Consider the following 19,752-nt stretch of genomic DNA (forward strand, 5'->3'; position numbering starts at 1 on the left):
CTTGGCTCACAGGCAGTTAAAAGGACGTTACCATATTTGCGCTGAGCGGCACCAAATTTCTTTTGCCGCGAAGGCGCTTGACCTTCCCCTTAGGGGAAGGGGTAGGCTGTTGTACTATTATGGCACGTTTGCGCCATCCGTCTGGTCACCCCCTCATAAGGACTGAAAAATGAACCGTCGCGATTTCGTGAAGTGGACGACCCTGATGGGCGCTGCCACTACGCTGCCTGGCTGGAGCCGCTTCGCGCTCGCTGCAGACCGCCCGGCATTGCCTGTTCCTGCATTACTTGAACCGGATATCCACAGCGCCATTACGCTCACATTACAACGCGGCCAGAGCCAGTTTCTGCCCGGTGTGAACACCGAAACCTGGGGCATAAACGGTAATCTGCTCGGCCCCGCGTTGCGTATCCGTCGCGGTAAACCGGTCAGTGTCACCATCAATAACCGGCTGGATGTGGCCAGCACCGTTCACTGGCACGGGCTGGAAATTCCCGGTGATGTGGATGGTGGTCCGCAAGGTCTGATCGGACCCGGTGAGAATCGCAAAGTCAGCTTGCAACTCGATCAGCCCGCGTCGACCTGCTGGTTTCACCCGCATCCGCATCAGACCAGCGGTTATCAGGTGGCGATGGGGCTCGCCGGGCTGGTGCTGATTGAAGATGAAAGCAGTGATCTGTTACAAATCCCGAAACGTTGGGGCGTGGATGATATTCCGGTCATTTTGCAGGATAAGCGCTTAAACGATGCCGGTAAAATCGATTATCAGATGGACGTCATGACTGCCGCCGTCGGCTGGTTTGGGCAGCACATGCTAACTAACGGCGCGGTGTATCCGCAGCACGGGATCTCCCGTGGCTGGGTACGTTTTCGTTTACTCAACGGTTGTAATGCCCGCTCACTGCATATCGCCACCAGCGATCAACGGCCGATGTATGTCATCGCCAGTGACGGCGGTTTCCTGCCTGAGCCGGTGAAAGTCAGTGATCTGCCGTTACTGACGGGCGAGCGTTTTGAAGTGCTGATTGATTGCAGCGACGGCAAAGCGTTTGATCTGGTCACGTTGCCGGTGAAGCAGATGGGCATGACGCTGGCACCGTTCGATAAACCATTGCCGGTGTTGCGTATTCAGCCGACTTTGACTCAAAGCGGCAGTGCATTGCCGGACACGCTGGTGCCGCTGCCCGCGCTGGTGTCAGTCGATAATCTGCCGACCCGCTGGCTGCAACTGATGATGGATCCGCAGCTCGATCAGCAGGGTATGGCGGCGCTGATGAAACGGTACGGGCACAATGCGATGACCGGAATGCGCATGGATCATGGCGGGGACGAGATGGCAGCCATGCCGGGAATGTCTGATTCTGCCCACGACGGGCAGGGTGGCATGGCCGGTATGGACATGGGTAAATCATCCGCGGGTTACGATTTCATGCAGGGCAATAAAATTAACGGTAAAGCCTACGACATGAACGTTCCTGCTTTCGATGTGAAACAAGGCCGGTATGAGAAATGGACTATCTCGGGCGAGGGCGACATGATGCTGCATCCTTTCCATATCCACGGCACACAGTTCCGTATTCTTTCTGAAAACGGTCAGCCCGTGGCGGCCCATCGTCAGGGCTGGAAGGATATCGTGCGCGTTGAAGGTGCCCGCAGCGAAGTGCTGGTGCGTTTTAACCATCTTGCCGGTAAACAACATGCCTACATGGCGCACTGCCACCTGCTTGAACACGAAGATACCGGCATGATGCTTGGCTTCACAGTATCAGCGTAATCCGTATAACTGCTTTTCTTTCTGTAATTTCTTAAAAATCAGCGGGCCGGAGCCATTATCCGGCCCGCCCCTTTCCGTATCTTCCCTCGTCCCTGTCTTTACCTGTGCGCTCTCATGATTTTCAATCTTTCAAATTGAAAGATTAAACTTTCAAAATGTGATCAATATATAATTAATATAAATTCATAATGATTATATTTCCTGCGTGGAGTGACAAAACATGAAAGCTTAAACCCACGTATCCCTACAGGAGAAGATGATGATTGACGTAATAACGCACGGTGCCGGGTGGTTTATCGGCCTGTTTCAAAAAGGAGGAGAAGTGTTTGTCGGGATGGTCACCGGCATTCTGCCTCTCCTGATTAGTTTGCTGGTGGTCATGAACGCGCTGATCGTTTTTGTCGGACAGCGACGGATCGAACGTCTGGCGCAGCGCTGTGCCGGTGATCCGGTTTCACGGTATTTGCTGTTACCGGTGATTGGCACCTTTGTTTTCTGTAATCCGATGACCCTCAGTCTTGGCCGTTTTATGCCTGAAATCTACAAACCCAGTTATTACGCTGCTGGCTCTTACAGCTGCCATTCCATGAACGGCCTCTTCCCGCACATTAACCCCGGTGAGTTGTTTGTGTATCTCGGCGTTGCCAGCGGGCTGACCACGCTGGGATTACCGCTCGGACCGCTGGCCGTCAGTTATTTCCTGGTCGGCATGGTGACTAACTTCTTCCGCGGCTGGGTCACGGATCTCACCACACGCATCTTTGAACGCAAGATGGGCATTCAGCTTGATCGTGAGGTTCGGCTGTAATCAGCGTCAATTCTAATCAGGTCAAATTCTAAAAAAAGCGGAGCAGAAAATGAGCCTTACGATTCGCATTAACCGGGGTGAAGGTGGCTGGGGTGGGCCGTTGTTGATTGACGCGGTGCCCGGCAAAAAAGTGATGTATATCACGGCGGGCACGCGCCCGGCGATCGTCGACAAGCTGGCAGAACTGACCGGCTGGGAAACGGTAGACGGTTTTAAAGAAGGTGAACCACCGGCAGAAGAAATCGGTGTGGCGGTGATCGACTGCGGCGGCACGTTGCGCTGCGGCATCTACCCAAAACGGCGCATCCCGACCGTTAACATCCATTCGACCGGTAAATCAGGCCCGCTGGCACAGTTTATTACCGAAGACATTTATGTTTCCGGTGTCCGTGAGCATGACATCGTGCTGGCAAATGCAGACGCCGCTGAACCGGCCACGGTGGCGGCTAAACCCGCACCGGCTGGGGCAGGGCGTGATTACGACACCACAAAAAAAATCACCGAACAGAGCGACGGCCTGCTGGCGAAAGTCGGTATGGGCATGGGCTCCGGCGTGGCCGTTTTATTCCAGGCCGGGCGCGACACCATCGATACCGTGCTCAAAACCATCCTGCCGTTTATGGCCTTCGTGGCGGCGCTGATCGGCATCATTATGGCCTCGGGTCTGGGCGATCTGGTGGCGCACGGGCTGACGCCGCTGGCGAAAAGCCCCGTCGGGCTGGTGTTGCTGGCGCTGATCTGTTCCTTCCCGCTGCTTTCTCCTTTCCTCGGCCCCGGCGCGGTGATCGCCCAAGTCATCGGTGTACTGGTCGGGGTGCAGATCGGGCTGGGCAATATCCCGCCACATCTGGCACTGCCTGCACTTTTCGCCATCAACGCTCAGGCGGCGTGCGATTTCATTCCTGTCGGGCTTTCATTGGCTGAAGCCAAACAAGACACCGTGCGCGTCGGTGTGCCTTCGGTGCTGGTCAGCCGTTTTCTGACCGGTGCGCCGACGGTACTTATCGCCTGGGCCGCTTCCGCTTTCATTTATCAGTAAGGAGTCACTGTGCAAACCATTTATCAAACCACGATTACGCAAATCGGCGACTTCGCCCGTGAAGCCTTAACCGACCAGATGCTGATCACCTTCCGTGAAGGTGCGCCGGCGGATATTCAGGATTATTGCTTCATCCACCGGCACGGGGACATGCAAGGGGAACTGCACCGTGGTGCGTACATGGAACTGGCAGATGTGCGTTATCCGGTGACTGCCGTGGGAGAGGTGGCAATGCAAAATTTGCGTGAACTGGGGCATATCACTTTGCGTTTTGACGGCAGTGCCGAAGCGGAATTTCCCGGCAGCGTACATGTAAAAGGCACCGCGCCCGACGATATTCCGCTGGGCAGCGTATTGAAATTTATCGATTAACTAGCAGAGTCAGGAGTCAGTAATGGAACAGGTTGCAGTCGTGATCGGCGGGGGGCAGACGCTGGGCGCATTTCTCTGTCAGGGGCTGGCTGAATCCGGCTATCGCGTGGCGGTGGCGGATCTGAATGAGGAAAATGCTGCCTCCGTGGCAGAGCAGATTAACCGGCAGTTTGGCGGGGAAAGGGCATTCGGGTTTGCTGTTGATGCTACCCGTGAAGCCAGCGTAGTCCGGCTGGCGAAAGCGGTGGATCAGACGTTCGGCAAGGTCAGTTTGCTGGTGTACAGCGCGGGGATGGCGAAGGCATCGCCGATCACGGATTTTGCCCTCAACGATTTTGACCTCTCGTTGCAGGTCAATCTGGTGGGGTACTTCCTCTGTGCCCGGGAGTTTTCCCGTCTGATGATCCGCGACCGTATTCCGGGACGCATCATCCAGATCAATTCTAAATCCGGCAAAGTGGGCAGCAAACATAATGCCGGTTACAGCGCGGCCAAGTTCGGCGGCGTGGGGCTGACGCAGTCTCTGGCGCTGGATCTGGCGGAATATGGCATCACCGTGCATTCACTGATGCTGGGCAATTTACTCAAATCGCCGATGTTTCAGTCATTATTGCCGCAGTACGCCAAAAAACTGGGCATTCAGGCCGACGAAGTCGAGCAGTATTACATTGATAAAGTGCCGCTCAAACGCGGGTGTGACTATCAGGATGTGCTGAATATGCTGCTGTTTTATGCCAGCGATAAAGCCTCTTATTGCACCGGTCAGTCGATCAATATCACCGGCGGTCAGGTGATGTTCTGATGTGTTCCGCCTCTGTTTACAGGGGCGGATTTTTGACATAAAGGAGAAGATAATGACCCCGACTTCGGCATTAATACTCTGTGCGGTACTGGCCTGGGTGGCACAAATCGCACTCGGCTGGTGGCAGTTGCAGCGCTTTAACCGGGCATTTGACAGGTTGTGTATGCAGGGAAAGGTGGGCGTCGGGCGTTCCGGCGGACGTTTCAAGCCGCGAGTGGTACTGGCGCTGGCTTTCGATAAACAGGAAAAAGTCTGTGACGGATTTTTACTGCGCGGCCTGACAATTTTCGCCCGTCCTCAGCCGGTCACGACGCTTAAGGGCATGAGCCGGGAACAATTGATGTCAGGTGTGATCTTCCCGAAAGATCCGAATATTCAAACTGCACTATCATTAGCGATTGAACCGAAATCATGATATTTTCACTTTAAAAGCTATTATCTTTCAAAAAGAATGATGGCTGTGAATTTATCTTAAAATTTGAGCGAAAATCGTGATGAAACCTAAGCAACGGCAGGCGGCGATACTGGCGCATTTGCAGCAATTTGGAAAAACGGCGGTGGACGATCTCGCCGCGCATTTCGCCACAACCGGCACCACTATCCGCAAAGATCTTACCCTGCTGGAAGAAGAGGGCGCAGTGATCCGCACTTATGGCGGTGTGGTGCTCAGTCGTGAAGAAGGCGACCAGCCTATCGACCGTAAAACCCACATCAATACCGGCAAAAAACTGCGTATCGCCCGCGCAGCTATCGGGGAGATCCAGGACGGCGACTCGCTGATTTTTGATGCGGGCAGCACCGTGATGCAGATGGTGCCTTTCCTCAGCCAGTTTAATAACATTACGGTTATGACCAACAGCCTGCATATCGTCAATGCGCTGGTCGAGCTGGATAATGACCAGACCATTTTGATGCCGGGCGGCACCTACCGCAAAAAATCCTCTTCCTTCCACGGCAGTCTGGCCGAAAGCGCGTTTGATAAATTCAATTTCGATAAGCTGTTTATCGGTGCTGATGGTGTCGATCTGGATGGCGGCGTCACGACATTCAACGAAGTTCACGGTGTCAGTCAGGCAATGTGTAAAGCGGCTGAACGTATTTTCCTGCTGGTGGATTCATCAAAATTTGGTCGTAAAAGCCCGAATGTGGTGTGCCATTTAGGTAAGGTCGATACGTTGATCACGGACAGCGGGCTTAGCAGCCAATACCGTGATGCCATCGAAAAATTAGGGATCCGCATTATTCTGGTCGGGGAAGACGATGAGTGACGCATTACTGAATTACGCCCGTGAAACGCTGGAAATTGAAATTGAAGAAGCCCGCCGGTTACTGACGCGTCTGGATGATAATTTCCTCTGCGCCTGTCGCTTGTTGCTCAATTGCACCGGCAAAGCCGTCGTTTCCGGCATGGGAAAATCCGGTCATATCGGCAAAAAAATTGCTGCTTCACTGGCCAGTACCGGCACACCGGCGTTCTTTGTGCATCCTGCCGAAGCATTGCACGGCGATCTGGGCATGATCGGCAGCGAAGATGTGCTGATTTTTATCTCTTATTCCGGCCGGGCAAAAGAGCTGGATCTGATCCTGCCGTTGCTGAAAGAAAACCGAACCCGCCTGGTTGCCATCACCGGCGGCAAAGACTCTCCGCTGGCGCTGGCGGCAGATTGTGTACTGGATATCAGTGTCGAGCGCGAAGCCTGCCCGATGGGGCTGGCACCGACCTCGAGCGCGGTGAATACCTTAATGATGGGGGATGCGCTGGCGATGGCACTGATGCGGCATCGCGGTTTTGGCGCAGAAGACTTTGCCCGTTCCCATCCCGGCGGCAGCCTGGGTGCGCGGTTGCTGAACCGCGTACATCACCTGATGCGCACCGGTGATCGTCTGCCGGTGGTGGACAGCCGGAAAAATGTTATGGATGCGATGCTGGAACTGAGCCGCACCGGTCTGGGTCTGATCGCGGTATGTGACGCCAGCCTGCACGTTGCCGGTGTGTTTACCGATGGTGATTTGCGCCGCTGGCTGGTCAGAGGCAATAGCCTGAACGATCCGCTGGTCAGCGCCATGAGCCGTCCGGGATATCTGCTTCCGGCGCAATGGCGGGCTGGTGAGGCGCTTGAAGCACTGCATCAACAGCATATCAGCGCCGCGCCGGTGGTCGACAGCGAAGGTGTGCTGGTCGGCGCGATCAACCTGCATGACCTGCATCAGGCCGGGATCGGCTGACACCAGCGTTACCCATCAACCGGTTCTTTGATATAATCCTTTCCACTATATGGTCGCTGTTTTTCTGAAAAGCAGCGATAAATATTCTTAAATCAGGTGGCTAGTCTTTATATGAAACATCGTGTTGACGTCATGATTTCCGAGCAGGAAGTCAAAACCCGAATTGCCGAATTGGGCCGTGAAATCACCGACCACTACCGCGACAGCGGCAGCGAAATGGTGCTGGTGGGATTGCTGCGCGGTTCCTTCATGTTTATGGCTGACCTGTGTCGCGCCGTAGATGTGCCGCATGAAGTGGACTTCATGACCGCCTCCAGCTACGGCAACGGCATGTCCACCACCCGCGACGTTAAGATCCTTAAAGATCTCGATGAAGATATTCGCGGTAAAGATGTGCTGATTGTTGAAGACATCATCGATTCCGGCAACACGCTGAGTAAAGTACGTGAAATCCTGCAACTGCGCGGTCCGAAATCCCTGGCCATCTGTACCCTGCTGGATAAACCTGAACGCCGTGAAGTGGACGTAAAAGTGGAATACGTGGGTTTCCCGATCCCCGATGAATTCGTTGTCGGCTATGGCATCGATTACGCCCAGCGTTACCGCCATCTGCCGTATGTCGGCAAGGTTGTGATGCTCGACGAGTAGTGATTAGCTACCCGATTTAGCTATTTCCGGCGCGGGTAACAGTGAATTTAAATGAAAACGGCCTTCAGATTTGGAGGCCGTTTTTTTAATTGCTTAAAAAACAAATAATACATTTAGCTAATCTATTTTCATTCCATAAAATAAAATTTAAATCCATAGGGTTTAAGTATAAGTTATTTTTAATGATCACATACATCATTATAGTTTTGTATAAGCTCTGGTTTTTAATGGAACGAATAATGAAAAGATGTTTGTCAGAGATGAAATTATAAATAAATGATAATCTTCTGGAAGATTAACGACGTCAATATGAATGATGCATGAGACGATTTTATGGGTCATGCCGATAGTTTATATTCATGATATCTATGATTGTTTCATAAAGTCTCAAACAAAATCGCCATGATTAACCAAACAAGGATGGATATCATGACATGGGAATATAATCAACGTACCGGGGAGTTGAGCCATAACGGACAACTTTTTAGGCAGGGCTATAGCGGACATGGTGCAGGGATAAATAATCCAGCTATGGAGTCTGTGAGCAGTCAGGGTCCAATCCCAAAAGGTTATTATCGTATAACTGGAGCACATAATACCGTTACGCCTGTCACCATCATATTGGAACCTATTTTGGGGACTAATACATATGGGCGAGACCTGTTCAGAATCCATGGCGGTTCAAGGGGAGGCGGACGCAATGCATCGAATGGTTGCATGATCATTGATGGCGTAAGTAATCGTGAACAAATCATGAATAGCGGTGACACGATTCTGGTGGTCAGATGATGAAAATTTTACTGTCTTTTTTATTAATGTTTTCATTTTCGGTAGCCGCCACGATGTAAAAAACTTCCATGCAGTTAACTCATCAGATAAAAAATCAGGGTGCTCTCCCTTCTTAAAGGTGGGGCTTTACCCTTCAGTACCGATAATGTATGTGCTTTACCCTTTTATAGCATCAAAGAACCGGAATTTAACCAATATGTCGTTGATGCAATTCAGGCTCTTTATAAGGTTCCGAACAGCAAAGCGTGTATCGATACTATTGTAAATACTATCGGACAATCAAATGGATTTATAGATGACAATTAATATGGGCATTCCTGTTTATATGTTTTTGTATGATGATGGCGGCAATATTATTAAGGGTGGCGTTGACATTCGAGGCCGTGAATACAGTGTGGAAGTGTTAGGACTGCATCACAGTGTACATATACCAACCGATAACCATAACGGTAAGTTCACCGGAACCTGCCAGCACCTTCCATTCCTGATAGAAAAAGAAATCGATTCATCTTCCCCCTATCTCTACAAAGCGCTTTCTACGGGGCAAACGCTGACGCGTGTGGAACTGAAATATTATCGAATCAATGATGCAGAGCAAGAGGTGGTATATTTTACTATTCTGCTGGAAAACGTGAGAGTCGTTAACCTGATGCCCGTGATGTTTGATATCAAAGATCCCGCGAAAGAAAGATTTAATCATATGGAAATCGCAGAATTCCGTTATGAGAAAATCACCAGGAAGTATGTGGATGGTAATATCCAATACGCAGATGCCTGGAATGAAAGGGCGACGGCATAGTTAGTGTGCAGATAATGGCATAAAAACTACGCAAAAAACCTCCTATTCTTGGACTTAGGTAACGATATTAATCAATTAAATTATATGGTTTTTATTTCAGTAACCATGCATTGACCACATCGACATGCTTCTTCAATGTAAAACATCCTTGCGGGTACTGCATGCAGTACCCTCCATAAACCCAGGGTTGGAATTCACTTACATTACAAAAAATATTTTAAACTAAATCAGAGGGTTCTTTTTCCTCCAAATGAAATTATCCCTATTTTTTATCCTGAAAAATAACCATGGTATAACCCAGGCGAGTAAAAATAAAGGTATCGCTAAAATGACAGAAAGATTAACAAGATTATAGATTTGGTAGAGTAACAGAACTAAAAGAGCGGAAAGAGAAATCAGGATGATTCGCAAATATAGAATTAATTTCCTCGTAGGTCTGTCAATATAGGCCATGATTATTTCAGCACCACAATAAGGACATAGGGTACTGTTTTTCTCTAATTTACTCTCACAAAACCCGCATATGGCATGCTCATCAATAGGATTGCTTTTCACGTAAACCTCTCGAACTAACTTTTGCTGTGTATGAATTATTGCTAAATATTATTTTATTTTAATTATTCTAATTGCTACTCTTTAATTCAATTGTACTTTACATAACTTCTTTTGAAATTTGCAAGGGGATTTTTTACCAACCTTAAGTGAATATGTAAGGGTTTTGTTCGTTTTTGGTGATGACTTTTCTGGCCAAGATTTTTCTTATTTTAAAATTTTAGATATAACCCTTGTTCTAACATGATAAAGAGTTTTTAAATATAAATTGTAACTAAGAGGTTTCCTAGTGAAGGCGCTTTATGAAATTTTTGTTTTGTAATAATTACTCAGGGTTTTATTTATGATGAGTTTTTCTGACAGATACAAGTGGTGCAAATGCGGGGCGTAGAGTCAGACATCTACAGGTTTGTACAGTACCGGAGAGACGCGCATCAGTTTCAGCAGACAGTAAATCCGGTGTATGCGTTTGTATTTCCAGACATGCCCCTGCCTGTGAAGCACCTGGCAAAGCTTCTTAAAGCCGTAGCGCGGATAACGTTCGGCCATCTCTGTCAGCACCTGGATCACCGATGCATCCCGCCATATTTCGCCTTCCGGCTGTAATAACGTGAAGGCGAAATATGGCCTTGCTGCAGATGTCTTTGACGGTGCGCCCGGCTTTTACAGATTTCAGAATGGAGATGGTCTGATACCCGGTGAAGCGAATTTTACGTATGGTGGCCTCTTCAGGGAACATAATCAGTATGCCGGAACATCTCTAAAAGAGAATGGCGCGGATTGCAGGGATACTTACACATGACCTTCTCAGCGCCTACCTCCATGATCCTGTATTGAACAAAAGTGACGCGTGTGGGTATGCCAGAAAGTGTACCGATTATTTTAGGAAGTGGCTGACAGGGGATTTGTTATCTAAATCTGATTTATTCAACAAAGCCGCTCACTTTTTCTCTTAGGATACTTTTGCCTCATATGAAGGTTTTAAAAAAGGGCGGGTAGTCTGCTTTTTCACACAGGAACGAGCCGAGCAACAGAGTGGAACTTCATCAAAGTAAAAAATAGAATTCATCCATTTCTGAAGTCAACACAGAATCAGAAAAAATACTCGTTTAAATATGGGTGTGGTGGCTGTAGCAAGCGAGGAAAAATATTGTATTCGAGCCGGTGAAGATATGCTAAAAGCTCGGACATTGGCTCATCCAGTGAGCCTCGATTAGGCAGTTACGCTATGGCATATCCAGTAACTGTTCCTTTGAATATTTATTTCCCCCGTAAGACGCCAGATTGTTGTCAGAAGTAATATAGCCTAACCTTATTGAAGGGGCGATTATACTAACATTCCTCCTGATAAAATTAAATTGTAATATGTTTCATCATTAAATTGTATTGTTTCTTGCCCCTGGAATTTTTGGATAGAACCAAAAAGAGTATTGGAATAAACGAAACCCGAAGATTCATTTTCTCGGGGCCCTCTGATAGGATAGAGTTCATCTGCAAGCCCTTGATTTTTCATTGATAAGTCTTTCATTTTGCGAATGGTTCTTTCATCAATTCTATCATTGGTTGCACCGCCTTGATACTGCATAACCCATATGGGGAATTTTTTAAATGAAATGATTACTTGCCCGTAAATACTCCTCCCCTCCGTAAAGTAATTTCTATAGGTATAGCCACCATCATTATACTCAATGATTTTCATATCACCCCCTGTTAATGAATTTATAATTACATTTTCAGGGTTTCTATAAAGAAAACGATTTGCTTTTATTAAAAACTCTTCCATTTACACTCTCGAAATTTTAATCTCATGCAGATAATAAGTCCTTAGAATTGTCAATGTATTAAAAAGATATGAGATTTAAAAATACTTAGCATTCATAAAGGTTTTTTATAAATATGTCGGAATTTTAGCTTCCCATGAAATTTTAACGTCAATTATGAGAGTCCGTATTACTCATGATGCTAACTGTGCATGAATAACCTTAGAAAAACCTTAAGAACAGAATTTATTTGAATCTTTTTTTACGAAATTAATCTAAATAATACATCTCATTACTAATAATTCCTTATGTATTCAATTTTTTCAATTATTTCTATGGCTGGATACAAGCTTTTAGCACCATTCCTGGCTTTGTTGAATAAATTGGACTTTTGGCCGCAATCAGGATCAGATCATTCATGATGACCTGCTCCCTGTTGATTAAGTTTTTTCTGATACGATTTCCATATATTTCTGAATGTTATGTATGGCAATTATCTGCCATCTGAATACTTCGCCTGCAAAATGGAAAAACCCTGCCTTGCGGTAAAAGTCCATATTGTTCAAGTGGTTTTTTGGGTATATGTTTTCCGTACAAAACATAAGGAGTTATTAACAATAGCTATACCAGCGTATTTATGGTTGAAGGATGACGGCGGGGCAGATATCAAAGGTTCTGTCGATGTGAATGGGCGTGAAGGTTCAATTGAGATTCAAGGTTTTGGACACTCTCTGCATCTTCCAACTGACGGGGCTACAGGCAAGATCACCGGCACGCGTATACATGCGGCATTAGGTTTTGAGAAAGAATTCGACAGCTCTAGCCCTTATCTCTACAAAGCAACCGCCACCGGCCAAACCCTCCAATCAGCCGAGTTTAAATGGTACAAAATCAACGATGCAGGACAGGAAGTTGAGTACTTCAACATGTATCTCGAAGGCGTTAAAATTGTATCAATCTGCCCAACAATGCACCACATCAAAAACCCAGCCTTCGAGAAACATAATCACAACGAAAGTGTTGAGCTTCGCTATGAAAAAATCACATGGAAATATTGTGACGGCAACGTAATTTTTGCCGACGCCTGGAATGAGAGAGTGACCGCTTAAATGGCTGTCACCTGTAGCTATGTATTAAATGGGATGGAAACATCAATTCTGAGTTGTGCTGGTGTCGGCAATTTCCCTGCCTTCTCAGGCCAGTTAGTGGGTCGAAATAACCCGACATTAACTAATATCGCTGATCTGGGACCACTTCCTACAGGGCGTTACTTTATTGTCAGTCGCGTATCTGGGGGGCGCTTAGGCGGCATACGAAATGCTGTCCTTAAATATGGTTACGGCACTGACAGAGAAACATGGTTTGGGCTCTATCGCGATGACGGAAAGATAAACGATGAAACTTTTATGGAGGGAGTTAAACGTGGAAGTTTCCGGCTTCATCCAATCGGACCACAGGGACTCAGTGAGGGCTGTATTACCATGACATCACAATCCGATTTTGATTATCTTCGGACTGCATTGCTGGGTACCTCAATGATCGGTGTACCTGGGTCTTCGCTCAAGGCACACGGTACGATCAGGGTTACACTCGGATGAAGTGGATTAAGTATTTTTTTGCCGCATTGGGCTACCTTGTGGCGTTCTGCATACTTATGATCATCTTTACCCAAGTGATTGACAGCTATGTTACAGGTGAACAGATAGAAGGTTTCGCTCAATTTTGGGGAGTACATGACATAGAGGGAACGCTAGACCTTTATGTCGATGCCTCACTAATTATCTCAGGCTTAGTATCTATTCTGGTAATTCTGCTTTGTCGCATTTATATCCGGCGTCATTTAAGATCATCAGACTAAGATACTCAGCAATTAGAATACAACGCCCACCAGGGCGTTTCTTTTAGCTAAACTCCGGCCAATCCTCAACCATTCCGAAATGTAATTCTGTATCACCTATTTTCAACGTAGCCCCGCGGCTTAATGCCTCCAACTCCCAGCGCGCAGCAGCGATTTTGCATTTCATCAATTCTCGCTCAATTTCAGGCAATCGCGCCCGTTCCTCAGCAGTCAGTCTTGCCGATGGAGCAACATCCCGGGCTTTTGTTGGGTCAAAACTTCGCTGTAACTTACTCACCTTCGGTGTTTCTTCCCGTATACGCGCCACAATCGCCCTCACGGCGGCAGTGCCTGTCCGAGCTGATAGAACTGTGGTGGCTCTGTCACGGGCAGAACGTGAAACACGGCAAGCTCGACAAAGCCAAACTGGAATTCATCTGCAACCTGATGGATGACCCGTGTTCTTTCCAAATTGATAGCCTGGCTATTACAAAATTTAAGTCTTTGAGATTGGCGAAGGGCGTTAAGGCAACAACGGTAAAGCGGGGCTGGAGTGTTCACATAGTGTCCACACCTGAGCATCTTTATAGGGTTTGTAGCTGCTTACACCGCATATAACTCATTGATTTATCGTGATCGCATTGAAAGTACAGGAAAAATAAATGATAAAAAAGGCACATTTTTGTGCCTTTTGTTTTTTGAATTTCTGTAGAGTAGGGCGGCTTGTTATTGCGGGTCGCCGTTGAGCAGGGCGGAGACGCCCTGACGGTAGCGCTGTTCCAGCGTTTCGCGGCTGGTGGCGTCTACCTGGAGGTTGCGCAGACGTCCGTCCTGAATGCCGTAAACCCAGCCGTGCAGCGTGACTTTCTGGCCACGTTTCCAGGCTGATTGCATTACGGTGGAGTGGCCGAGGTTGTAAACCTGCTCAACCACGTTCAGCTCGCATAACTTATCGAGTCGCTTTTCCGGCGACAGTTCGCCCAGCAGTGAGCTATGTTTGTACCAGATGTCCCGGATATGCAACAGCCAGTTATTAATCAAACCCAGTTCAGGGTTTTCAACCGCCGCCTGTACACCGCCACAGCCGTAGTGACCGCAGATAATCACGTGTTCAACTTCCAGCACGTCGATAGCATATTGCACAACGGACAGGCAGTTAAGGTCAGTATGTATGACCAGATTGGCGACGTTGCGGTGAACGAACAGTTCACCCGGTTCAAGGCCGGTCAGGCGCTCGGCGGGGACGCGGCTGTCAGAACAGCCAATCCACAGAAAACGGGGTTTTTGCGATTCGGAGAGCCGCTCAAAGAAACCAGGATCTTCGTCGATCATGGTTTTGGACCAGGCTGCGTTATTAGCGATAAGTCTTTCTATGTCGTTCATGGAGGTTAATAGCCTGTAGCGAGCTAACTGCGATGGGGTAATATAGGGCAATGCCCCGACTTTTCAAGCTGATTCGGCATCTCCATTTACTCATTCTTACAACAGGGTTTTCACAAGAAGGTACGCTCCCTTTATGAATTATGCATTGGAACTGGAAAAGTTAACCAAAACTTACGCCGGTGGTGTACAGGCTTTGCGTGGAATCGATCTGCGCGTCGAAGCTGGCGATTTTTATGCCCTGCTTGGGCCGAACGGTGCGGGTAAATCCACCACCATTGGTATCATCAGTTCACTGGTCAACAAGACTGCCGGCAAAGTGCAGGTGTTTGGCTATGACATCGATAAAGATATCGTTAACGCCAAGCGTCAGCTCGGGCTGGTGCCGCAGGAATTTAACTTCAACCCGTTTGAAACGGTCATGCAGGTGGTGGTCAATCAGGCCGGTTATTACGGCGTGCCGCGTCCGCTGGCGCTTGAGCGTGCAGAAAAATACCTGACGCAGCTGGATCTCTGGGGCAAACGCAATGAGCGTTCGCGCATGTTGTCCGGCGGGATGAAACGCCGTCTGATGATCGCCCGTGCGCTGATGCACGAGCCTAAACTTTTGATCCTCGATGAGCCAACGGCGGGTGTGGATATTGAGTTGCGTCGCTCAATGTGGGGCTTCCTGAAAGAGCTGAACGCACAGGGCACGACCATTATTCTGACCACGCACTATCTGGAAGAAGCGGAAATGTTGTGCCGTAATATCGGCATAATTCAGGGCGGTCAGCTGGTGGAAAACACCAGCATGAAGGAACTGCTCTCGAAGCTGAAATCCGAAACCTTCATTCTGGATTTAGGGTCGAAAAGCCCGCTGCCGGTGCTGGAAGGGTATCGCAGTAAACTGACAGACACGTCAACACTGGAAGTGGAAGTCATGCGTGAGCAGGGACTGAACGCCCTGTTCAGCCAGCTAAGCAAGCAGGGCGTGCAGGTATTGAGTATGCGTAACAAGGCGAACCGTCTGGAAGAGCTGTTTGTCACGCTGGTGAACGGCAGCGAGGAAAAGAAATAATGTCGCAATTGTATTGGGTGGCACTGAAAAGTATCTGGATGAAAGAGATCAACCGCTTTGGTCGTATCTGGATCCAAACGCTGGTTCCACCGGTCATCACGATGACCTTATATTTCATCATCTTTGGTAATCTGATCGGCTCACAGATTGGCAACATGCATGGTTTCACCTACATGCAGTTTATCGTGCCGGGGCTTATCATGATGGCGGTGATCACTAACTCCTATGCCAACGTAGCCTCGTCATTCTTCAGCGCCAAATTCCAGCGCAATATTGAAGAATTGCTGGTGGCACCGGTGCCAACGCACGTGGTGATTGCCGGTTATGTGGGCGGCGGCGTGGCGCGTGGGATCTGCGTGGGGATCCTGGTGACGGCGATCTCGCTGTTCTTCGTCCCGCTGGTGATCCACTCCTGGTGGATCATCGCACTGACATTATTGCTGACTGCAATCCTGTTCTCACTGGGCGGTTTGCTGAACGCCGTGTTTGCGACAACGTTTGACGATATCAGCCTGATCCCGACCTTTGTGTTGACGCCGCTGACCTATCTGGGGGGCGTGTTCTACTCGCTTTCCCTGCTGCCACCCATCTGGCAGGCGATTTCCAAGCTGAACCCGATCGTTTATATGATCAGCGGATTCCGCTACGGTTTCCTGGGGATTTCTGATGTGCCACTGGTGTTTACCATGAGCGTGCTGGTGGCATTTATTGCGGTGTTTTACTTGCTGGCGTGGTACTTGATCGAACGCGGCAGAGGTTTACGTAGTTGATTTTTCTGTGCTCCCTCCCCGGTGAAGGGGAGGGTTGGGGTGGGGTATTATGACCATATCTGAATCTGAAGTTGTCTGCTAAACCCCCTCCCGTCCTTCCCCTCTTTCAAGGGAAAGGCGTTTTATCAGGCCAGCTGAACCGGCACGGCTTTGGCGGTGCGTTTCAGCTGGTTTTCACCTTCGAAATAGGCCACTTTCGGCTGGTGCTGGCGGGCCTGTTCATCTGACATCTGCACGTAAGAACAGATGATCAGCAGATCGCCGACACAGGCACAACGCGCTGCCGCGCCGTTGACCGAAATAATCCGTGAGCCGCGCTCTGCCGCGATGGCGTATGTCGAGAAACGCTGACCGTTATCAACGTTATAAATATCAATCGCTTCATATTCCAGAATGCCTGAGGCATCGAGAAAATCCTGATCGATGGCGCAGGAACCTTCGTAATGCAAATCAGCCTGGGTTACGTGAACCCGGTGCAGTTTGCCTTGCAGCATTGTACGTACCATTGCGTGTGTACCTTCGTGCGTAAAGAGTCTGGGGATCCGCCGTGCGGACGGACTCACAGTCCGGGACATCCGGCGGCCAACATAGTTGCCGATTTGACCTGCGCTGTCTACTGCGTCAGATCAACCTCCTGGTTATCAATCAGTCGCGCTTTACCGAGCCAGGCCGCCATCAGGATCACGGCAGAGGTGCTGTCGACAGATAACTCCTGCAAGGTTTTCGCATCACGGATAAACAGTTCATCCGGCGTGAAACCCGCTTCGCGAAGCTGCTGCGCGGTTTCCTGTAACATTTCATCAGTATGGCGTTCACCCTGGCTCAGCCGTTCCGCCAGCATGTTCATAATTTTAAACAGCTGGGGCGCGATTTTACGTTCCTCATTGGTCAGGTAGCCATTGCGTGAACTCAGAGCCAGACCGTCTTTAGCGCGCACAATCGGCACGCCCACTATCTCAATATCGTAGCCCATGTCTTCCGCCATGGTGCGCAGCAGCGCCAGTTGCTGGAAGTCTTTCTGTCCGAAACAAGCCACCTGCGGCTGCACCAGATTAAACAGTTTGCTGACGATGGTTGAAACGCCACGGAAATGCCCCGGACGGCTCGCGCCTTCCAGAATGGTGGAGATCACCGGCACGTCGACCTGGGTCTGCCTTGCCAGCCCTTTCGGATACACTTCCGCCGGTGACGGTGCAAATACCAGATCCACGCCGCGTTTATTGAGCTTTTCGCAGTCTTCCTGCAAGGTTCGCGGATAACGTTCAAGGTCATCCGGACGCTCAAACTGCATCGGGTTGACGAAAATACTGACCACGACCACATCACCACGGGCTTTGGCTTCTTCCACCAGCGTCATGTGACCTTCGTGCAGATTGCCCATAGTCGGCACCAGCGCGATACGTTTATTATTCTTGCGGAACTCGCGGATTTCGCGACGCAGCAGCGCCACGCTGTCAATTATCAACACCAGCCTTCTCCCGATTATTTAAAGGAATGTTCTTCACCCGGATACACGCCCTGCGTGACCTGGTCGACATACAAACGTACCGCGCCACGAATATCGCCCGCTTCGCTGAGGAAATCTTTGGCGAATTTCGGTGTGTGACCACCGGTGATACCGAAGGCGTCATGCATCACCAGAATCTGTCCGTCGGTCACATTACCCGCACCAATGCCGATCACCGGGATGCTCAGTTCTTCGGTGACGCGCCGCGCCAGGTCAACCGGCACACATTCGAGTACCAGCAACTGCGCACCGGCTTCTTCCAGCATCATCGCATCTTTGATCAGCTGGTTCGCAGCCACTTCATCGCGCCCCTGTACTTTATAGCCGCCAAAAATATTGACCGATTGTGGCGTCAGCCCCAGATGCCCACAGACAGGCACGGCGCGTTCAGTCAGCATTCTGACCGTATCACACAGCCAGCTGCCACCTTCCAGTTTAACCATGTTACCGCCCGCGCGCATCAGCACTGCTGCGCTCTCAAAGGCCTGTTCCGGCGTGGCATAACTCATGAATGGCAGGTCAGCCAGTAATAACGCATGAGGTGCACCACGACGTACGCAGCGGGTGTGATAAGCAATGTCTTCTACGGTGACCGGCAGCGTGGAATCCTGGCCCTGAACGACCATACCCAGCGAGTCGCCGATCAGCATGACAGAGATGCCCTGTTCAGCAAACAGCTGTGCGAAACTGGCGTCATACGCAGTAATGGTCGCAAATTTATGTTTTTCCTGCTTCCATTGGCGAAGCTGGCTCAGCGTGGTTGGTTTCATGAACACGTTCCTTTGAATAATTCATCGGATAAATATGATGCCGGTATTCTACTGTATGAGCCGAAAGTCAGACAGCAAGTTCGGCAGATAGCCGGTTGACCGGTGCCTTAAGAAGTGATTAAGAAGCACCGGCTATAATGGCAAAAACGGAGGGAACCATGCGAATTCTGTTAGTTGAAGACGACAAAATGATCGGCGACGGCATCAAAGCCGGGCTGGCGAAACTGGGTTTTACGCTCGACTGGTTTACCGACGGGCTGACCGGCAGGGCTGCGCTCGACAGTGCGCCTTACGATGCCGTGATCCTCGATTTAAGCCTGCCGGGTATGGACGGTATGCAGCTTTTGCGCGAGTGGCGAAAGGCTGGCCGGGATACGCCAGTGCTGATCCTCACTGCGCGTGATGCGCTGGAAGAGCGCGTCAGCGGATTGCAGGCCGGTGCTGATGATTATCTGTGTAAGCCATTTGCGCTGGTGGAGGTCGCAGCCCGGTTACAGGCGCTGATCCGCCGTCGCCACGGCGTAATAACGCCGAAGGTCACCCATGGCGCGGTGGAATTTGATCCCGCAGCTCGCAGTGTGAAGCTCAACGGAGAAACCGTGACGCTGACGCCGCGTGAGGTGGCCGTGCTGGAATTGTTCCTTAACAACAAAGGCCGGGTATTGGCACGTACACTTATCCAGGAAAAGCTTTACAACTGGGATGACGAGGTCAGCAGCAACGCAGTGGAAGTGCATATTCACCATCTGCGCAGCAAACTCGGCAAAGGTTTTATTCGCACCGTGCATGGTGTGGGATACACGCTCGGCGATGAGGTAAAACCGGGTGAGGGAGGGGAGGCGTGAGGCGGCTGGATAAA

General features: G+C 49.6%; 23 protein-coding genes and 1 pseudogene. 16 read left to right on the plus strand and 8 right to left on the minus strand.

Annotation, left to right across the window (positions count from 1 at the left end; all coding sequences use genetic code 11):
- Positions 1 to 169: 169 nt before the first annotated feature.
- The 11 genes from cueO to EVX52_RS11915 all read left to right on the plus strand — a co-directional run bounded on the left by cueO (position 170) and on the right by EVX52_RS11915 (position 9,257).
- The gene (gene cueO, locus EVX52_RS11860) at positions 170 to 1,774 is read left to right on the plus strand and encodes a multicopper oxidase CueO (RefSeq protein WP_129991335.1); all 1,605 of its coding nucleotides are present in this window, start codon (positions 170 to 172) and stop codon (positions 1,772 to 1,774) included.
- A gap of 259 nt (positions 1,775 to 2,033) precedes the next feature.
- Positions 2,034 to 2,582, plus strand: a complete 549-nt coding sequence (locus tag EVX52_RS11865) for a PTS glucitol/sorbitol transporter subunit IIC (protein ID WP_129953159.1) — start codon at positions 2,034 to 2,036, stop codon at positions 2,580 to 2,582.
- 49 nt (positions 2,583 to 2,631) lie between these two features.
- Positions 2,632 to 3,621 carry a PTS glucitol/sorbitol transporter subunit IIB gene (locus EVX52_RS11870; protein ID WP_129991336.1) on the plus strand — a complete coding sequence of 330 codons (990 nt, stop codon included), beginning with the start codon at positions 2,632 to 2,634 and terminating at the stop codon, positions 3,619 to 3,621.
- A 9-nt stretch (positions 3,622 to 3,630) separates the two neighbouring features.
- A complete protein-coding gene (srlB, locus tag EVX52_RS11875; protein ID WP_129953157.1) occupies positions 3,631 to 3,993 on the plus strand; it encodes a PTS glucitol/sorbitol transporter subunit IIA in 363 nt (120 codons plus the stop codon).
- A gap of 22 nt (positions 3,994 to 4,015) precedes the next feature.
- A complete protein-coding gene (gene srlD, locus EVX52_RS11880; RefSeq protein WP_129953156.1) occupies positions 4,016 to 4,795 on the plus strand; it encodes a sorbitol-6-phosphate dehydrogenase in 780 nt (259 codons plus the stop codon).
- Positions 4,796 to 4,847: 52 nt separating this feature from the next.
- On the plus strand, positions 4,848 to 5,210 hold the full coding sequence (gene gutM, locus EVX52_RS11885; RefSeq protein WP_129991337.1) for a transcriptional regulator GutM: 363 nt from the start codon (positions 4,848 to 4,850) through the stop codon (positions 5,208 to 5,210).
- 79 nt (positions 5,211 to 5,289) lie between these two features.
- The gene (locus EVX52_RS11890) at positions 5,290 to 6,063 is read left to right on the plus strand and encodes a DNA-binding transcriptional repressor (protein WP_129953154.1); all 774 of its coding nucleotides are present in this window, start codon (positions 5,290 to 5,292) and stop codon (positions 6,061 to 6,063) included.
- Positions 6,056 to 7,021, plus strand: a complete 966-nt coding sequence (gene gutQ, locus EVX52_RS11895; protein ID WP_129991338.1) for an arabinose-5-phosphate isomerase GutQ — start codon at positions 6,056 to 6,058, stop codon at positions 7,019 to 7,021. The genes EVX52_RS11890 and gutQ overlap by 8 nt, the downstream gene beginning before the upstream one ends.
- A gap of 111 nt (positions 7,022 to 7,132) precedes the next feature.
- Positions 7,133 to 7,669: a hypoxanthine phosphoribosyltransferase gene (hpt, locus tag EVX52_RS11900; RefSeq protein WP_129953152.1), complete on the plus strand. Its 537-nt coding sequence runs from the start codon at positions 7,133 to 7,135 to the stop codon at positions 7,667 to 7,669.
- 429 nt (positions 7,670 to 8,098) lie between these two features.
- On the plus strand, positions 8,099 to 8,458 hold the full coding sequence (locus EVX52_RS11905) for a tlde1 domain-containing protein (protein WP_129991339.1): 360 nt from the start codon (positions 8,099 to 8,101) through the stop codon (positions 8,456 to 8,458).
- 307 nt (positions 8,459 to 8,765) lie between these two features.
- On the plus strand, positions 8,766 to 9,257 hold the full coding sequence (locus tag EVX52_RS11915) for a type VI secretion system tube protein TssD (protein WP_129991439.1): 492 nt from the start codon (positions 8,766 to 8,768) through the stop codon (positions 9,255 to 9,257).
- A gap of 987 nt (positions 9,258 to 10,244) precedes the next feature.
- Here the strand turns inward: EVX52_RS11915 and EVX52_RS11925 are convergent.
- Positions 10,245 to 10,527: pseudogene (locus tag EVX52_RS11925) on the minus strand (transposase); the annotation flags it as partial.
- 609 nt (positions 10,528 to 11,136) lie between these two features.
- Positions 11,137 to 11,592, minus strand: a complete 456-nt coding sequence (locus EVX52_RS11930; protein WP_129991340.1) for a DUF5680 domain-containing protein — start codon at positions 11,590 to 11,592, stop codon at positions 11,137 to 11,139.
- A gap of 594 nt (positions 11,593 to 12,186) precedes the next feature.
- Here EVX52_RS11930 and EVX52_RS11935 point away from each other — a divergent pair.
- Together EVX52_RS11935 and EVX52_RS11940 are read left to right on the plus strand one after the other, a co-directional pair.
- Positions 12,187 to 12,678, plus strand: coding sequence for an Hcp family type VI secretion system effector (locus tag EVX52_RS11935; RefSeq protein WP_047607110.1), 492 nt, complete (start codon positions 12,187 to 12,189; stop codon positions 12,676 to 12,678).
- Between the two features lie 33 nt (positions 12,679 to 12,711).
- Positions 12,712 to 13,167: a DUF2778 domain-containing protein gene (locus EVX52_RS11940; protein ID WP_370278336.1), complete on the plus strand. Its 456-nt coding sequence runs from the start codon at positions 12,712 to 12,714 to the stop codon at positions 13,165 to 13,167.
- A gap of 303 nt (positions 13,168 to 13,470) precedes the next feature.
- Here the strand turns inward: EVX52_RS11940 and EVX52_RS11945 are convergent, their stop codons facing one another.
- The 3 genes from EVX52_RS11945 to can form a co-directional block, all read right to left on the minus strand.
- Entirely contained in the window at positions 13,471 to 13,704 is a 234-nt protein-coding gene (locus EVX52_RS11945; RefSeq protein WP_235173336.1) for a hypothetical protein, read from the minus strand.
- A 38-nt stretch (positions 13,705 to 13,742) separates the two neighbouring features.
- A complete protein-coding gene (locus EVX52_RS25700) occupies positions 13,743 to 13,877 on the minus strand; it encodes a hypothetical protein (protein WP_255466716.1) in 135 nt (44 codons plus the stop codon).
- A 255-nt stretch (positions 13,878 to 14,132) separates the two neighbouring features.
- On the minus strand, positions 14,133 to 14,789 hold the full coding sequence (gene can, locus EVX52_RS11955; RefSeq protein ID WP_129953147.1) for a carbonate dehydratase: 657 nt from the start codon (positions 14,787 to 14,789) through the stop codon (positions 14,133 to 14,135).
- 133 nt (positions 14,790 to 14,922) lie between these two features.
- Between can and EVX52_RS11960 the strand changes: the two genes are divergently transcribed.
- Together EVX52_RS11960 and EVX52_RS11965 are read left to right on the plus strand one after the other, a co-directional pair.
- Entirely contained in the window at positions 14,923 to 15,846 is a 924-nt protein-coding gene (locus EVX52_RS11960) for an ABC transporter ATP-binding protein (RefSeq protein ID WP_129953146.1), read from the plus strand.
- Positions 15,846 to 16,616 carry an ABC transporter permease gene (locus tag EVX52_RS11965; protein WP_129953145.1) on the plus strand — a complete coding sequence of 257 codons (771 nt, stop codon included), beginning with the start codon at positions 15,846 to 15,848 and terminating at the stop codon, positions 16,614 to 16,616. The genes EVX52_RS11960 and EVX52_RS11965 overlap by 1 nt, the downstream gene beginning before the upstream one ends.
- Before the next feature lie 125 nt (positions 16,617 to 16,741).
- Here EVX52_RS11965 and panD read toward each other — a convergent pair whose 3' ends face one another.
- The 3 genes from panD to panB all read right to left on the minus strand — a co-directional run bounded on the left by panD (position 16,742) and on the right by panB (position 18,893).
- Entirely contained in the window at positions 16,742 to 17,122 is a 381-nt protein-coding gene (gene panD / locus EVX52_RS11970) for an aspartate 1-decarboxylase (protein ID WP_129953144.1), read from the minus strand.
- A 107-nt stretch (positions 17,123 to 17,229) separates the two neighbouring features.
- Positions 17,230 to 18,084: a pantoate--beta-alanine ligase gene (gene panC / locus EVX52_RS11975; RefSeq protein WP_129953143.1), complete on the minus strand. Its 855-nt coding sequence runs from the start codon at positions 18,082 to 18,084 to the stop codon at positions 17,230 to 17,232.
- Between the two features lie 14 nt (positions 18,085 to 18,098).
- Positions 18,099 to 18,893: a 3-methyl-2-oxobutanoate hydroxymethyltransferase gene (gene panB / locus EVX52_RS11980; RefSeq protein ID WP_129953142.1), complete on the minus strand. Its 795-nt coding sequence runs from the start codon at positions 18,891 to 18,893 to the stop codon at positions 18,099 to 18,101.
- 158 nt (positions 18,894 to 19,051) lie between these two features.
- On the opposite strand from panB, the gene qseB reads away from it, so the two are divergent.
- Positions 19,052 to 19,738 (plus strand): quorum sensing response regulator transcription factor QseB, encoded by a 687-nt coding sequence (gene qseB / locus EVX52_RS11985; RefSeq protein WP_129953141.1) that lies wholly within the window; start codon positions 19,052 to 19,054, stop codon positions 19,736 to 19,738.
- Positions 19,739 to 19,752 lie beyond the last annotated feature (14 nt).

The sequence above is a fragment of the Rahnella sp. CFA14(1/10) genome, assembly GCF_004195095.1.
Lineage (GTDB): Bacteria > Pseudomonadota > Gammaproteobacteria > Enterobacterales > Enterobacteriaceae > Rahnella > Rahnella perminowiae.